General features: G+C 69.8%; 17 protein-coding genes. 9 read left to right on the top strand and 8 right to left on the bottom strand.

Annotated features, from left to right (window positions below; all coding sequences use genetic code 11):
• The first annotated feature begins 701 nt into the window (after nucleotides 1-701).
• The 4 genes from ACGFIZ_RS29685 to ACGFIZ_RS29670 are packed head-to-tail and all read left to right on the top strand — an operon-like array spanning nucleotide 702 to nucleotide 5,223.
• On the top strand, nucleotides 702-2,990 hold the full coding sequence (locus ACGFIZ_RS29685; RefSeq protein ID WP_393425109.1) for an FAD-dependent oxidoreductase: 2,289 nt from the start codon (nucleotides 702-704) through the stop codon (nucleotides 2,988-2,990).
• On the top strand, nucleotides 2,987-3,301 hold the full coding sequence (locus ACGFIZ_RS29680) for an antibiotic biosynthesis monooxygenase family protein (RefSeq protein ID WP_347669737.1): 315 nt from the start codon (nucleotides 2,987-2,989) through the stop codon (nucleotides 3,299-3,301). Before ACGFIZ_RS29685 ends, ACGFIZ_RS29680 begins: the two co-directional genes overlap by 4 nt.
• Nucleotides 3,298-4,521, top strand: a complete 1,224-nt coding sequence (locus ACGFIZ_RS29675) for a cytochrome P450 (protein ID WP_393425106.1) — start codon at nucleotides 3,298-3,300, stop codon at nucleotides 4,519-4,521. Before ACGFIZ_RS29680 ends, ACGFIZ_RS29675 begins: the two co-directional genes overlap by 4 nt.
• Nucleotides 4,522-4,560: 39 nt before the next feature.
• Nucleotides 4,561-5,223, top strand: a complete 663-nt coding sequence (locus ACGFIZ_RS29670; RefSeq protein WP_393425103.1) for a TcmI family type II polyketide cyclase — start codon at nucleotides 4,561-4,563, stop codon at nucleotides 5,221-5,223.
• Between the two features lie 190 nt (nucleotides 5,224-5,413).
• Here the strand turns inward: ACGFIZ_RS29670 and ACGFIZ_RS29665 are convergent, their stop codons facing one another.
• On the bottom strand, nucleotides 5,414-5,662 hold the full coding sequence (locus tag ACGFIZ_RS29665) for a flavin reductase (protein ID WP_393425100.1): 249 nt from the start codon (nucleotides 5,660-5,662) through the stop codon (nucleotides 5,414-5,416).
• Nucleotides 5,659-5,955 (bottom strand): hypothetical protein, encoded by a 297-nt coding sequence (locus ACGFIZ_RS29660; RefSeq protein ID WP_393425098.1) that lies wholly within the window; start codon nucleotides 5,953-5,955, stop codon nucleotides 5,659-5,661. The genes ACGFIZ_RS29665 and ACGFIZ_RS29660 overlap by 4 nt, the downstream gene beginning before the upstream one ends.
• Before the next feature lie 452 nt (nucleotides 5,956-6,407).
• On the opposite strand from ACGFIZ_RS29660, the gene ACGFIZ_RS29655 reads away from it, so the two are divergent.
• The 4 genes from ACGFIZ_RS29655 (at nucleotide 6,408) to ACGFIZ_RS29640 (ending at nucleotide 8,081) form a co-directional block, all read left to right on the top strand.
• Nucleotides 6,408-7,175, top strand: a complete 768-nt coding sequence (locus ACGFIZ_RS29655; RefSeq protein ID WP_393425095.1) for a Scr1 family TA system antitoxin-like transcriptional regulator — start codon at nucleotides 6,408-6,410, stop codon at nucleotides 7,173-7,175.
• Entirely contained in the window at nucleotides 7,172-7,366 is a 195-nt protein-coding gene (locus tag ACGFIZ_RS29650; RefSeq protein WP_393425092.1) for a DUF397 domain-containing protein, read from the top strand. Before ACGFIZ_RS29655 ends, ACGFIZ_RS29650 begins: the two co-directional genes overlap by 4 nt.
• Nucleotides 7,367-7,782: 416 nt before the next feature.
• Nucleotides 7,783-7,890, top strand: a complete 108-nt coding sequence (locus tag ACGFIZ_RS29645) for a hypothetical protein (protein WP_393425089.1) — start codon at nucleotides 7,783-7,785, stop codon at nucleotides 7,888-7,890.
• Nucleotides 7,881-8,081, top strand: coding sequence for a DUF397 domain-containing protein (locus tag ACGFIZ_RS29640; protein ID WP_393425086.1), 201 nt, complete (start codon nucleotides 7,881-7,883; stop codon nucleotides 8,079-8,081). Before ACGFIZ_RS29645 ends, ACGFIZ_RS29640 begins: the two co-directional genes overlap by 10 nt.
• Nucleotides 8,082-8,416: 335 nt before the next feature.
• Here the strand turns inward: ACGFIZ_RS29640 and ACGFIZ_RS29635 are convergent, their stop codons facing one another.
• Complete coding sequence (locus tag ACGFIZ_RS29635) at nucleotides 8,417-8,980, bottom strand: ArsR/SmtB family transcription factor (RefSeq protein ID WP_393425083.1); 564 nt, start codon at nucleotides 8,978-8,980, stop codon at nucleotides 8,417-8,419.
• Nucleotides 8,981-9,045: 65 nt separating this feature from the next.
• Between ACGFIZ_RS29635 and ACGFIZ_RS29630 the strand changes: the two genes are divergently transcribed.
• Nucleotides 9,046-9,615, top strand: coding sequence for a dienelactone hydrolase family protein (locus ACGFIZ_RS29630; RefSeq protein WP_393425080.1), 570 nt, complete (start codon nucleotides 9,046-9,048; stop codon nucleotides 9,613-9,615).
• A 366-nt stretch (nucleotides 9,616-9,981) separates the two neighbouring features.
• Here the strand turns inward: ACGFIZ_RS29630 and ACGFIZ_RS29625 are convergent, their stop codons facing one another.
• From ACGFIZ_RS29625 to ACGFIZ_RS29605, 5 genes are all read right to left on the bottom strand, one after another.
• Nucleotides 9,982-11,145 (bottom strand): hypothetical protein, encoded by a 1,164-nt coding sequence (locus ACGFIZ_RS29625; protein WP_393425077.1) that lies wholly within the window; start codon nucleotides 11,143-11,145, stop codon nucleotides 9,982-9,984.
• Nucleotides 11,146-11,438: 293 nt separating this feature from the next.
• The gene (locus tag ACGFIZ_RS29620) at nucleotides 11,439-12,035 is read right to left on the bottom strand and encodes a GNAT family N-acetyltransferase (protein ID WP_393425074.1); all 597 of its coding nucleotides are present in this window, start codon (nucleotides 12,033-12,035) and stop codon (nucleotides 11,439-11,441) included.
• Between the two features lie 668 nt (nucleotides 12,036-12,703).
• Nucleotides 12,704-13,345: an N-acetylmuramoyl-L-alanine amidase gene (locus ACGFIZ_RS29615; RefSeq protein WP_393425112.1), complete on the bottom strand. Its 642-nt coding sequence runs from the start codon at nucleotides 13,343-13,345 to the stop codon at nucleotides 12,704-12,706.
• Between the two features lie 235 nt (nucleotides 13,346-13,580).
• Nucleotides 13,581-14,048, bottom strand: coding sequence for a hypothetical protein (locus tag ACGFIZ_RS29610; RefSeq protein ID WP_393425071.1), 468 nt, complete (start codon nucleotides 14,046-14,048; stop codon nucleotides 13,581-13,583).
• A 207-nt stretch (nucleotides 14,049-14,255) separates the two neighbouring features.
• Nucleotides 14,256-14,738, bottom strand: a complete 483-nt coding sequence (locus ACGFIZ_RS29605) for a hypothetical protein (RefSeq protein WP_393425069.1) — start codon at nucleotides 14,736-14,738, stop codon at nucleotides 14,256-14,258.
• Nucleotides 14,739-14,763 lie beyond the last annotated feature (25 nt).

The raw sequence follows: 14,763 nt of genomic DNA, 5'->3' as shown, positions 1-14,763 counted from the left end.
ACGTAGACCGGCATAGCTACAAAGCCACCATCGCGATCGACATCATCACAAACCATTGCGAAACACCCGCCGGACCTTAACCGAGCGGCGTTGCGTCTAGAGGTGAGAAAGAGCAGGATGCCGCCGAGGGTGAGACCGGCGCAGCCCACAGCCGCCGCCGACGCCCCGGATGGCGCCAGCGAGCTCGCGGTTCCCGTCGTTCCCCACAGCACGGCTGAGGCGAGGATGGGCGCGGGACCGCCGCGGAAGGAGCGCCGGCTGCCGGCGACCGGGCGTGTCGGGGTCGAAGAAAGAGTGTGATTCGGCACGAACGTGGTCTTCCGTCACTGGATGGGCCTGGACTCGATCCGAAACGGGCGCACCACGAGAGCTGACCCACCGGAGGTCGGTGCGTGGGCCAGGGACAAACCGTCGTCGGGTGCGCCCGGTCAGGCGCCGAGCGGCGGCAGAACGACGTGCCAGTAGGTGTTCACCGGGCGATTTTAGCTGTCAGAAACGCGAGGGCTGCGGGCGCCCACCGCCGGGACGGAAGCACGCGGGTGTCAACGGGCTGTCACAGGAAACGCACAGGCCTCGACGCGCGGTGACGCCCGGATGACGGCGGGTCCGCAGACTCGCTGCTGAGGCGAGCGGTGTCCCGCGCAGCTCAATCCCCGTCCCACCAGCTCCATCGTCTCGCGCACGCCGTCGAAGGGGACTTCATGATCAGGACAATGGTCCGGATGCGCGCTCGCCCAGGGTGCGAACACGCCGTGGAATCCGCGTGGCGGGCGGTCGCCGGGCAGGTCGGCGGCCTGGCCGGCAACCTGCGGCGGGAACTGCTCCAGGACGCGGGCGATCCGCGCTCCTTCGTCGTCGTCACCGAGTGGGCCGACGAGTCCGCGCTACGCGACTACGAGAACGGGCCGGTCGCCGCGCGCCTCGCCGACGCCGTACGCCCGCTGTGCGAGGCGCCCGCGCCGGACGACCGCCGCGCGATGCGCGACCCCGACGGCCACCCCCCGTCGATGATCTTCGTCGACGTCGAGGTCACCGTCCCGGCGCCCCGGCGCGCGGAGTTCGAGCGCGGGTACGCCGAGGTCACCGGGCGGATGGCGGGGGTGCCCGGGTACCTGCGCGAGGAGCTGCTGCGCTCCCCCGACTCGGACATCCACCACATCTTCGCCGAGTGGCGCAGCGAGGCGGAGTTCTACCGCTGGATCGGCAACCCGGCACACGCGCAGGAGGAGGCCGGGCCGATCGCCCAGTTCCTCCTCAAGGACTTCCGGCGCCGCCTCTTCCACCCGGCGGCCCCGCCCGACGACAGCCGAGCAGAACCCAGTACGGGCAAGGAGATCAACGTGCACACGACAACGGACGTACTCATCGTCGGCGCGGGCCCCACCGGGTTGACCGCCGCCGTCGAACTGGCCCGGCGCGGCATCGACTGCCGGGTGGTCGAGCAGCTGCCCGTCCCGTCCGGGCAGGCCGACAAGGCGATCGGCATCCACTGCCGCACGATGGAGATCTGGGAGGAGCAGGGCGTCGTACGCGACGCGATGAACACCGGGATCTGGCTGACCGGCAACATGGTGTTCGTCAACGGCGTCCAGACCCACCGGATGAGCTGGGAACTGCCGGAGCTGCCGTACGCGCACCTGGGCCTGCCCCAGTACGAGACCGAGCGCCTGCTCACCGAGCGGCTGGCCACCCTCGGCGTGCGCCCCCGCCGGGGCGCCGAGCTGACCGCGTTCACCCAGGACGACGACGGCGTGCTGGCCACGCTCACGCTGGCCGGCGGCGGCACCGAGACCGTACGCGCGAAGTACCTCGTCGGCTGCGACGGCGCGCACAGCAGGGTCCGCGAGCTGCTCGGGCTGACGTTCACCGGCGGGCTGGGCCGGTTCCCGCAGCTGTTCATGCTCGGCGACGTCGACGTGGACTGGGACATGCCGGAGGGCCACCTGCTGCGGTTCCTGCACTCCACGGACGGCCGGATGGACGGCATGCTGGTGTGCGTCCCGCTGCGCGGCGAGTCCCGGTACCGCATCGCCACCCTGGCCCCGCCCCGGTTCTTCGCCCAGACCGGCGGGCAGGACGCCCCGCCCGGATTCAGCGAGGAACTCGCCGCGCCGACCCTCGCCGACGTACAGGCCGCGCTGGACCACCTCGCCCCGCCCGGCACCCGCGCGTCGAACCTGCGCTGGTCGTCGGTCTTCCGGATCAGCCACGGCATCGTCGACCGGTACGGCGACGGGCGGGTGTTCGTGGCCGGCGACGCGGCGCACCTGCACCCGCCGGCTGGCGGCCAGGGCATGAACACCGGCATCCAGGACGCCTGGAACCTCGCCTGGAAGCTCGCCCTCGCCGTCCGGGGCGTCGCCGCGCCGGGGCTGCTGGCCAGCTACGAGACCGAGCGGCGCCCGGAGGGCGAGGAGATCGTCGGGCGGGCGGTGCGGATGGCCTTCACCGAGGAACTGGACCGCGACGACCTGAAGCGGCAGTTCCTCCAGGAGATGGGCATGCTGCTCAGCTACTCCCGCAGCCCGCTCGTCGGCGAGTCGCTGTCCGCCCCGGACGCCCTGCGCGACGGCCCCGGCCCCGGCGACCTCGCCCCCGACGTGGGCGGCCTGCAGCGGCGGGGCGTCGGCCACCCGCTGCGGCTGCGCGACCTGACCCGCGGCACCGGGCACACCCTGCTGGTGTACGCGGACCGTACGGCCGGCGAGGCGGAGCTGACCGCGGTGGAGAAGCTGTGCGCCGACGCCCGCCAACTGGCCTGCGGGGAGATCGAGGCGTACCTGCTGGCCAGCCCCGACGCCCAGGTGCCGGCGATACTCCACCCGCCGGTCGTGCGCGACGCCGCGGGCGAGTTCCGCGCGAGGTACGGCGCCACCGGCAGCGCCCTGTACCTGATCCGCCCCGACGGGCACGTGGGTTTCCGCAGCCAGCCGATCGACGCCGACGCGCTGCGCAAGAACCTGCACCTGGTGTTCGGGGGTACGCGGTGACCGCCGTGCGGACCGTGCTCGCGATGCGCGCCAGGGAGGGCTGCGAGCAGCGGTTCGAGGCGGAGTGGCTGGCGGCGGCGGAGAAGATCCGCGGCCTGGACGGCTGTCTGCGCCAGGACCTGGTCCGCGACGCCGACGACCCGCGCAGCTACCTGATCATCAGCGACTGGGCCGACCGGGAGCGGCTGGACGCCTTCGGCCGCAGCGAGCACCGCGACCACCTGCTGCGGGTGATCCGCGACCTGCGCGAGTCGGCCCAGCGGAACACCTACCAGGTGCTGCACAGCGTCCGCAGCGAGGAGTCGTCATGACCGAGCCGGTCCTGCCCGCGTCCGAGTACTACACCGACGAGTTCGCCGTCGACCCCTACCCCACCTTCGCGGAGTTGCGGGAGAACGCTCCTGTCTGCCTGGTCAAGGGGCCGCGGTTCGACTCGTACCTGATCACCAGGTTCGACGACGCGAAGGCGGCGCTGACCGACCCCAGGCTGTCCAAGGACCTGTACGGGCCCGGCCAGCACTATCTGCGGATCTTCGGGCCGAACTCCGAGGCGCTGAACCGGAACATGCTCAACTCCGACCCGCCCGAGCACAGCCGGCTGCGGCGGATCGTGTCCCAGGCGTTCGCGCCGCGCCGCATCGAGGCGCTGCGCCCGCGCGTGGCCGAGATCGTGGACGACCTGCTCGACAAGGTCGTCCCGCGGGGCGAGGCCGAGCTGATGCACGACTTCGCGATCCCGCTGCCGATGAAGGTGATCTCGGAACTGCTGGGAATCCCGAAGGCCGACCACGACCAGGTCCTCGACTGGACGCAGGTGATCCGCACGTCCGGGTCGTCGAGGAACCCCGAGCGGGACCGGGCGGCCGTGCAGGAGGCACAGCTGCGGCTGTACCACTACCTCGCCGACTTCGTGCAGGCCAAGCGCGTGCGGCCCGCCGACGACATCGTCAGCGACCTGATCGCGGCCTGCGACCGGCAGGGTACGCTGTCGGAGTCCGAGCTGATCACCACCACGTTCCTGCTGCTGTTCGCCGGGCACCAGACCACCGCGGACTTCCTCGGCAACGCGACGGTGGCCCTGCTGACCAACCCCGACCAGCTCGCCCTGCTGCGCGCCGACCCGGAGCTGCTGCCGGCGGCGATCGAGGAGCTGCTCCGGTTCGACGGCCCGCTGCCGGTGGCCAGCCCCCGCATCGCCGTCGAGGACGTCGACTACCAGGGGGTACGCATCCCGCGCGGGTCGGTCGTCGGCGTGGTCATCAACGCGGCGAACCACGACCCGGCGCACTTCGCCGACCCGGACCGGCTGGACCTCACCCGCGAGCGCGGCCCGCACATCGGCTTCGGCCACGGCGTGCACTACTGCCTCGGGGTCTCGCTGGCCCGGATGGAGGCGCAGATCGGCATCTCGGCGCTGCTGCGCCGGCTGCCGGATCTGCGACTGGCGGTGCCGGCGGAGGAGCTGCGCCGGCTGCCGGCGGCGTCGCCGTTCCGCGGCCTGCTGGAGCTGCCCGTCCGGTTCACCGCCTGATCCCGTCCCCCGCTTCCCCATCCCAGTCAAGGAGTCGTCATGGTCTTCCGCAACGTGATCGTCTGCCGCATGGTCCCCGGCAGCGAGGACAAGGTCGGCCCGGTCTTCGGGCACTACGACAGGGCCACCCGGCCGCAGGACCTCGGCGTCATCGGGCGGCGCCTGCTGTCGCACCACGACCTCTACATCCACGTCATCGAACGGGAGCAGGATCCCAGGATCTCGGGCCAGACCCGCGGGCTGCCCGCGTTCCAGAAGATCGCCGAGGAGATCGCGCCGTACGTGACGCCGTACCCGAGGTACTGGAAGAACCCGTCGGACTCGGTGGCGAAGGAGTTCTACCACTGGGCGCCGGACGGTCAGGAGCCGGAGGACACGACGCTGACAGTGATCGTGGGCCGGATCAAGCCCGGCGCCGAGTCCGACGTGGCGCGCGTCTTCGCCGAGTCCGACGCCGGGTCGCTGCCGAGGGACCTGGGCGTCAGCGGGCGCTGGCTCTACTCGATCGACGACGTGTACGTCCACCTGCTGGAGCAGAACATTGCCGCCGCCGAGGACATGCGGCGCCACCAGGACGAGCCGGCCTTCGCGAAGATCATGGCGGACCTGGCCCCCTACATCAGCCCGTACCAGCCGGAGACCTGGCGCGACCACCAGGACTCGCTGGCCAGGGAGTTCTACCGCTGGCGCGCCGAGGACTGACGGATCGTCGGCGGGCGGCGACGCCCGGCGCGCCGGGACGGGCGCCCGGCGCGCCGGGACGGGTGGGTAGGGGTGTGTTCGGCCCCTGTGGAGCTGCCCCGTCTGTGCTACCGCCACCACAGAACCCACGGGTCACCGCCCCGCACCGTCCAGGCGCTGGACGGCGCGGGGCGGTCCCGTGCGGTTCGGGTCACCCGCGCGGGCGAATCCAGCCGAGGAAGCGGTCCGTCAGAGCCGCCGGGGGCGTACCCGGGTCCAGCTCGGCCAGTTGCGCGGCGGCCTCGACCATCAGGCCGGCCAGGTAGACGCCGAGGGCGGCGCGGTCGCCCCGGTACTCGCCGAGGAGGCGCAGCTTCGCGGGCGAGCACGGCCAGGCGATCCCGCACGCCTGGCAGCGCCAGGTGGGGCGGGTCGGCAGGTGCTCCCGACGGTGCCTCACCCCGACACCCGTACCCGATTCGCGCCCCGCACGGGCCGGCGGACCGCCGGGGTCGCCGGCTGCGGGGCCGGCGCCGGCCAGCTCAGCCCCTCGCGCCGGACGAACAGCTCGCGTTGGCGCGTCGCGTCGCCCCGACCGTTCAGCTCGTACGCCAGAATCCACGTCCACCCGTGGTACGTGTGCCGGTCCCCCAGCTCGCGGATCACCCGCACGAAGATCGGGCGTACGAACTGCGGGCTGGCGGCGCGGGTCAGGTGAAGGACGTCGCCGGCCTTGATCGCGCGGGTGGTCACCGGGCGCCCCCGTGCCCGCGCAGGATCTGGGCGGGGGTACGCAGCTCGCCGGCCAGGTGCCAGAGGACCTGGGTCGCGACGTCGTAGCGGGGCACCCGCGGCGGCGGAACCATCGGGCCGACCAGCGGTGGACGGTGGCGGGCCGGCGGACGCTCAAACTCCGGCTCGGGCTTCGGCTTGCGATCATTGTGGCCTGCCCGGCGCGGTGCCCGGTGTCGGCCGTGCCGGACACGGTGACGCCCACCCATCGGGTCCCCTCTCTAGTCGACTGGAGAGGGGCCGCCGCGTCGTCGGCGGAAACCACGGCGGCCCCCAGTGACAGGGCGCGCCCGCCGGGTTGTGGCCTCCACCGAACGCGCCGTCCTGTTGACACCCTGCCGACTGTTGTGGCGCAATCACACCACGTAGCCGAATGGCTCCGGAAGATTCGGGACGTCCTGAAAGGACGCGGGATGAACCATGCTGTCGTAGAGGCCATGGCCGCCGCTGGAGCGACCGCCGAAAGCCTCGCAGCTCAGATAGGTGTCGACCCGAAGACGGTCGCGCGCTGGGCAAACCCGGGACGCATCCCGCAATCTCGACATCGTGCACAGGTCGCTGCGGTCCTCGGGCGGGAAATCGCGGACCTCTGGCCCGACGCACTACGGCGCCGAGAGCCGGTGTGGTTTCGGCCGTGGCTAGATATCGAGCGTGAGGCGGTCGCGCTGCGGGCTTATCAGCTTGCCTGGGTGCCGGGTCTACTTCAGACCGAGGCGTATGCTCGCGCAACGCTCGCCTGGGAGGCGTTAACCCCAACCGAAGTAGACGAGTTGGTCTCGGCGCGCATCGCCCGGCAAAAGGTCCTGACCCGTAGTCGTGGGCCGCTGTTCGTCGCAGTGATGGACGAGCAGGTCATTCGTCGCGCGGTCACAGCGGACCGGAGCCTCATGGCTACGCAGCTCGCCCAACTCGTGACTTGGGCCGAGCTGCCGAATGTCCAGCTCCACATCGTGCCGGGCGACGCGCCAGCGCATCCGGGGCTGAATGGGCCGTTCACCCTCGCTGAACTACCCGGCGGGACTCGCGCGGCGCACGTCGACAGCCAAGCACGCGCGCAGATCATCGACCAGGCTTCCGACCTTGCTACCCTGGAGCGACGGTGGGAGCGCATACGGGGCGAGGCTCTTCCCCGGGGACGTTCCCTGGACATCCTGAGAGAAGCGGCAGCCTCATGGACATGACCGGTGCGCGGTGGCGCAAGAGCACGAAGAGCGGCAGCAACGGCGGCGACTGCGTCGAGGTGGCCGACAACCTTCCCGGCGTCGTCCTCGTCCGCGACTCCAAGAATCGGGACGGCGGGACGCTGACCTTCACCCCGACAAGCTGGCGAGGCTTCGTCGACCTGGCGAAGGAGATCGGCGCAGTCGGCTGACGACGTCACACACCACGGGCCTCCGGCACTGTCGGGGGCCTGAGGCGTTCGTGGGGCCGTAACGCAGGTTCAGGCACAGTGACTAGCGGCGTGACGAACGAAAGCGGCACCGGCGGTTCAAAGCCTTGACCCATCAACCGCGCTTCGGGAGAAGCGCTGACGTCCGCCGAGGTGAACGACCTCGTGACGGATCGGATCAGCCGACAGGTAATCCTGGGGAGCGACCGGGCGGTGATGACCGACCGACTCACCTATCCCGCCGAGTGCGCGGCCTTACCCAGCGTTCAAGGTCACTTCCATCGCGATGGTCGGCATATACCTGGGACTCGCCGGACCGTTCACCATCGCCGAATTGCCCGACGGCGAGCGTCGGGCACGTAGACAGCCAGGCCGACACTCGATTCGTCCAGGCAACGATGGACGTTGCTACCCTGGATCGACGGTGGGAGAGGGTTCGCGGCGAGGCCCTGTCGCGGGCGCAATCCCTGGACCTCATCAGAGAAGCGGCACGATCATGGACCTGAGCGGCGCCCACTGGCGCAAGAGCACGAAGAGCGGGAACAACCAGGGCGACTGCGTCGAGGTGGCCGACAATCTTCCCGGCGTCGTCCTCGTCCGCGACTCCAAGAATCGGGACGGCGGGACGCTGACCTTCACCCCGACAAGCTGGCGAGGCTTCGTCGACCTGGCGAAGGGCATCGGCCCGCTCGGCTGACCCGTCCACAATCTCACAGGCCCTCGGCGTGGTCCGGGGGCCTGCTGTCGGCGTGCGAGCCAACGTGCCCAACCGGGTACGCCCGAACGAACCCAGCTTCATAGCGACGTTGAACGATTTACCCCGGCAGTACGTGACCCTGCCGTCCATCCGACCATCGGCTTAACGACCATCGCTGTCCGGCTCGAGCCGAGATCAGTAATCATCAAGGGTGACTGTTTGGCAGCCGAGCTGCCGCACGGATCGCGGCTAAATGAGGATGCCGCCGTTGGTGCGGGCACCAGCCAGCATGACCAGGTGCACGAGCCGGCCGTCCGCGATTCTCGAGTAGGTGTTCACTCCGCTGTCGGCAGGGCCGGGTGGTCGGTGGGGTAGATGCCGATCGCGAACCCGTACATGGTTTCGCCGGACCTCGGCATCCGGTCGAACTCATCCACCAGTTGCGCCATCTGGTCCCAGAACTGAGAGGCCTGATCCTCCGAGATGCGCGCATGTCGGATGAAGCCCCAGAGCTTTCCCTGCTCGAACGCCTTCGCGGACTCGCGTGCAGCCACCTCGAAGTCGTTGAAGTCGCCCGGCAGCTCTTCGCCAGCGGGTGACGACTCCGCTGCCACGTGGAACATACGCGCGGTGCGTCCGTAGAAGCGCTCCTCGATCGCCCGCACCTTCCGCGTCCGCACCACCTGTAGCAGGCCGTTGCGGGTGAGCACTCCCACGTGGTGCGCGACCGTGCTCTTCGGGCGCTCGACCGCGGCCGCGAGCTCGGTGACGGTCGCGGCCCGCTCGTGGAGGAGCTGCAGGATCGTGGTGCGGAGCGGGTGGCCGATGGCCTTCACCTGGTCCGGTCTGGTCAGCGCCATCCGATCGGCTAGCTCGTAGTCCGGGGGGTTGTCGGCCATGGCATGGCAGACTAGCATCGCGGAACGTTCCGGAAATCTCGATCGTTCGCAAGGAGTTCAACGCCGTGACCGACGTGCTGCTTTACCACCACATTCAAGGCCTGACCGACGGGGTCCGGAGCTTCGCCGACAGCCTGCGACAGGCCGGGCATACCGTGCACACGCCGGACCTGTTCGACGGCCACACGTTCGGCAGCATCGAGGAGGGGTTCGGATTCGCTCGAGAGTTGGGGCTCGACGCGATCCGGGAGCGCGGCACCGCCGCGGCCGACGAACTCGGCCCCGGGCTCGTCTACGCCGGATTCTCCTTCGGCGTGACGATCGCCCAGCGGCTCGCGCAGACTCGGCCCGGTGCCCGCGGGGCACTCCTCATGGACTCCTGCCTCCCGGTCGCGGAATTCGGAGAGACGTGGCCCGAGGGCGTGCCGGTGCAGATCCACGGCAAGGAGGGCGACGAGTTCTTCGACGAGGACCTGCCGGCCGCACGCGAGCTCGCCGGCTCCACGGCGAACGCCGAGCTGTTCGTCTATCCCGGCGACCAGCACCTCTTCGCCGATTCCTCGCTCGACGCGTACGACCCGGAGGCGTCCGCGCTGCTCATGGAGCGGGTGCGGACGTTCCTCGCCTCCGTCTGACCGGCGCGGCCCTAACTAGTAGCTGGCCCAGGTTTCGTCCGGAAATCGGCAGTTCAACGAGTTCCCCTGTCCGCGGCTCGAGCGGACGCTGTGCCACCGCCCGGATCGCGGCAGATGACCACACCTGATCTTGGCATCGTCGGCTCAGACAACGCCGCTGCTAAGGCGGTTCTGGGAGTATCAGTGGACCGGTGCCCGGCTCGCGGCTTGGATGCTGGTTTTTGGCATGGTGATCGTCGCTGCTGCTACACGCGCCCGACCACACCGGCGTACGTCGAGTGGTGCGGACGGCAGGCGGCCAAGCGCACTGCGTCCTCGCTCAACGACGTGGGCGCGGAACACGCGTACCTACTATGCGTGCCGGACTCACCGAAGTAGCGACGACCAGCCGGTACGGCTGAGGATCTCTGTGGCGATCTCGTCTGCGGGCCGGTCGTCCGTGTCCACTCGCAGATCTCCGACCCCGTCCAGGGCGTTGACGATCCGCGCCGCCTGCTCGGCGATCTCGCGTAGCCGCGCCTGCGGTTGCCCGATCAGCTCGTCGCCGGCCAGGCCCCTTGTCGGGGTGAGGCCTCGGCCGCGGCGCGCGACCCGGTCGCCCAGCACTCGCCGACTGGCCTGTAGCCGGCACAGCGTGATCGTGGCGGCGGGCAGCGCGGCCGTGTACGCGGCTAAATCCTCCGGCCGGTCGAGCGGGCCGACCGTGATCAGACATGCCGCCCCGCTGGCCCGGAATGTCCGCCACGCGGCGGCGAGGTTGGCCGCCTTGAGTTGGTGGTTGCCCGGGTCGTCGGCCGGGGCCGGGCGGTGGAAGCCAATCTGGTCAAGGTCGACGAACGCGGCGTTGGCACCGGCGCGGCGGGCCTGCTGGTACACCTGCCAGCCGACGGTTGACTTGCCGACGGCGGCCGGTCCGCACAGCCAGAGGATTTCGCCCGGCGTGGGGTCTGGTACCTCCCGGGTTCGGTGCGGCCGCACGGCTGGCGTCGCTAAATCGGGCCAGCTGGTTCGTGCCCGGACGAGGTCGACGACCTGCGCGACGGTGAGCCCGGTGGTGTCGACGCACGGTTCGGTCGCGAAGGCCCGGTCGAGGGCATCGGCGTACGCGAACTCCTCAGCGAAATCGTCAACAGTCGGGCGGCCGCGGGCAGCCAGCCGCCGGCCTAGCTCCGCCGGATCGGCGCGCAGCCGGCACGTGGTCAGCGCCGCATGCGGTACGAGGTCGGTGTCCACCCCGCGAACCGGGTCCGTGACGCCCGGGACGACCACGCACCGGGCACCCGCGTCCCAGAAGTTGGCCACGACCTGGTCGAGGGTACGAGCCTTGAGCCGGTGGCGGCCCGGATCGTCGGCGGGCTCGAGTGCCCAGTGGTGCGGCGTCGGCGGGGCGTAGCACATCCCGAGCTGGTCGATGTCGACGTAGCCAGTGGATATGCCCTCCTTGGCGAGCTGGACGAACAACTCCCAGGTAACGGTGGTTTTCCCGACCCCCGACGCCCCGAACAGCCACAGCACCGGCAACGCGATCACGGCTGCGAGTATCGGGACTGGAGAGCGCCCGGTCGACCGATTATCCGCCGCCCGGGACCGGTCACCGCATGTCAAGGCGTGGCCGGTGTTGGGTCCTTTCTTTGTCCGGAGCCTTCGTCGGACTGAACGCGACCGCGACGTCCGCACATCGGCAGTTCCGGGCGCCTGCAGGGGCGCCGTCTACGCTCACGCTACGTGACGCGCGGATCGCGGCATGACAGTGCGTCGGTCCGCCGACTAACTGTCATAAGGGCAATACCTGCTTTCCGGTGGACTGCTGAGGCAAGCCGACATCAGGCGAGTTGCTCGTCGCCTCGGATGCGGGCGTGCAGGTGCATGTCGTGCCGGCCGTCGGAGTGGATGGCATCGCTGCGTTTGGTGCCCTCCAGTAGGAACCCGGCTTTGACGGCGACGCGGCAGGAGGCATGGTTGTGGGTCGAGTGGTCCAAATGCAGACGGTGGAAACCGGCCTCGCCGAGTGCCCAGACGCTCAGGGCCGTCAGCGCCCGGGACGCCACGCCTGCTCCACGGGCGGCCGGGAGCACCCAGTATGCGCACCCTGCGACACCATCATCGAGATTCATTCCGCCCATGGCGATGCGCCCCAGCACCTCATTGCCGCCGCGGGTCACCGCCCAACTCGCGCCCGTCTCCTGCGCCCAGGCCTGGCGATACTGTTCGAACCACTCACGGACCTGGTCTTCAGATGCGGGTTGGCGAGTGTGCCAGTGCTGGATCTCGGGGTTCTGGTAAGCAGCGAGGAAAACTGCTGCGTCGAAAGGCTCCCAGGGTCGCAAGAGCAGGCCACCCGGGGCGGAAAGCATCGGTTGCGGGCCGGCGGCGAGGGTTCCGGCGGGGATGGCAGGCGGCGTCGAAAGGGTTGCCCTCACGCCTTATCCTCTCCCGGCGGTGATGACCTGTGTCAAGTTCCCCGCCAACTGCGCATCGGCATTTCGCTGCATGTCGACCTCAACGCCATCCGTCATGATCCGTGTACTCATCTCGGCAGAAGCGGATGCACCATAGGGTCGATACCGGCCCGCCGGCAACAGAGCGTCACCATGACCGCCCGTCCGTTCCTGTGGGTCTCGTTGAATCCGCTGGCCGGATCGCCGCAGTTGGAGGCTCGGACGTGCCTCCGCCGTCTGCGCGACGGTGGGCACGTTCAGCTGCACCCGGTTGCACACGTTGACCCGTACGCCGCCGACACCTGCCCGCTATCCGCATGCGTTCCTCGACGAACGAGTACCGGCGCCACCCGCACTGATCGGGTGCCGCGGACGCATGCTCCGCCTTGGTTGACACCGACTACCCCCCGGGCAGACGCGGAAGTTAGGGTGATCGATGAGGCTTCACTGTTTCGCCCACGCCCGCCCTGGCGCGCCTGGACCACCGCTGATCATGGAGGTGCGGCGCCCCGCACAACAGGCATTGGCATCCTTCTCGCCCACCATGGCTCTTGGCTGCCGGCATGGACGAGCAGCCACCCCGCACGCGATGAAGCAGGGCCACGGACGAGGTCCGCCGCGAACTACAGGCGAGTCACCGACTCAGCAACCTAGAGCCCGAGGTAGGCGGCGATGCCGTTGGCGTGCCCGCGGGCGGTGGCGGTGATGAAGTCGGCGCGCTTGAGCAGGTTCGCGTCGGCCACGGTGTCGATGAACAGGTTCTCGGTCAGGACCGCGGGCATGACGGTCTCGCGCAGCACGTGGAAGTTGGCGGTCTTCTGACCGCGGTCGGTGACCGATCCGATGGTGCGCATGCCCGACAGCACCCGGGAGTGGACCGCACTGTGCAGGGCGGCGGTGTTGCCGGTGGTCCCCGGGTAGCGGTAGCTCTCGAAACCCGTACCGCCGCCGGAGTTGATGTGGATGCTGACGAAGATCGTGGCGCCCCACGCGTTGGCGTCGTCGGTGCGGTACGTGAGACTGCGGGTGACGTCGCTGGTGCGGGACATCCGCACGTCGACGTTCCAGTTGGCCTTCAGGATGTCCCGGGTCTGGAGCGCGATGTTGAGGGTGAGGGCCTTCTCGGTCAGGCCGTTTCCGACGGCGCCGGGGTCGGTGCCGCCGTGCCCGGGGTCGAGGTAGACCTTCGGGACCGCCGCGTGCGCGGTTCCGGCCGCCGCCCAGGGCGCCACGACGAGACCAGCGGCGGCGGCCAGCAGGGTGCGACGACGCGCTGAGGAGTTAGCGATCATGAACACCTCTTCACGGGAAACAGGTGCCGGGGAGCGGCCGCCGACCGTCCTGTACCCGCGCGGGCTGGCACGGCGCCACCGCAATGCATGTAGATATAGAAATGCATAGGTCACTGGGGCGCGGGCGGGCAGCCGGGGCGGCCGGCCTGGTCACCGGCGCTGCCGGCGTACCGGATCTCCTGGCGGCGCCGAAGCCGTGCGCCCTCGCACGGCTTCGGCGTTCGTCAGGCCGGGCCTAGAACTGACCGCTGGTGCACACGGAGTTGGTTCTCCAACATTCGGCGTACCCGGTCACGTAGTGGTAGTAGTCATCGACGAGGACCTCGACCTTGGTGATCCCGCCGGACACCTGGCTGCCGTCGAGCGGGATGTTGCCGATGGTGAACCACTGGCCGGCCGAGCCGCCGCAGTAGAGGCCGGTCTCGTAAGTGTCGAGCAACGCCGATCCCTGCCAGCCCCACGCCGTGAGGTATCCGCATTCGCCGGCGTTGGCGTAGAACTTCACCGAGGTGAGCGTGACGGACCTGCTGTACCAGGCCAGCCCGCCGGTGCCCTGGACCGCCAGCGCACCGGCCCCGTTGGCGTGGACCGCCTTGGCGACGAAACTGGTGGGAGAGGCACTCGCGGCGGGGCTGAACCCCAGCACGGCCACCGCCAACATGCCGATCGCGACACCTGCTTGCGCCAACCGTCGTCTGAGCATTGTCATCTCCTCCTGCTCTCGAGTGGGACATCCGGCACCGCCGCCTGATGAGGCGCAGCGGGTGCCGTCTCGACTGAACCCGACGCGGCAATCAGGCCGGCGCAAACCGACCGAATCCGAATGCCGCCGGGATGGACCGTCACAGCCTGGGGGCGTTCCTGCTTCGCCGCGCACCTCGCCCGGCTTCGACGCCCTGTCAGGCCGGGCCTAGAGCTGACCGCTGGTGCACGCCGAGCTGGTTCTGCTGCAGTAGGCGTACCCCCTCACGTAGTGGTAGAAGTCGACGGCGTAGACCCTGACCTGGGTGATCCCACCGGACACCTGACTGCCGTCGAGCGCAACGTTGCCGATGGTGAACCACTGGCCGGTCGCGCCGCCGCAGTAGTAGTTGCCACCCTCGGCCGGACGGTAGACAACGTCGATGAGGGTCGACCCCTGCCAGCCCTCCGCCGCGAGGTATCCGCATTCGCCGGCGTTGGCATAGAACGTCACCGAGGTAAGCGTGACGGACCTGCTGTACCAGGCCAGCCCGCCGGTGCCCTGGACCGCCAGCGCACCGGCCCCGTTGGCGTGGACCGCCTTGGCGACGAAACTGGTGGGAGAGGCACTCGCGGCGGGGCTGAACCCCAGCACGGCCACCGCCAACATGCCGATCGCGACACCTGCTTGCGCCAACCGTCGTCTGAGCACTGTCATCTCCTCCTGCTCTCGAGTG

The sequence above is a fragment of the Micromonospora sp. NPDC048830 genome (assembly GCF_043198215.1).
GTDB lineage: Bacteria > Actinomycetota > Actinomycetes > Mycobacteriales > Micromonosporaceae > Micromonospora.
Note: the sequence above shows the minus strand (reverse complement) of the source record. Positions and strands in the feature narration are given on the sequence as shown.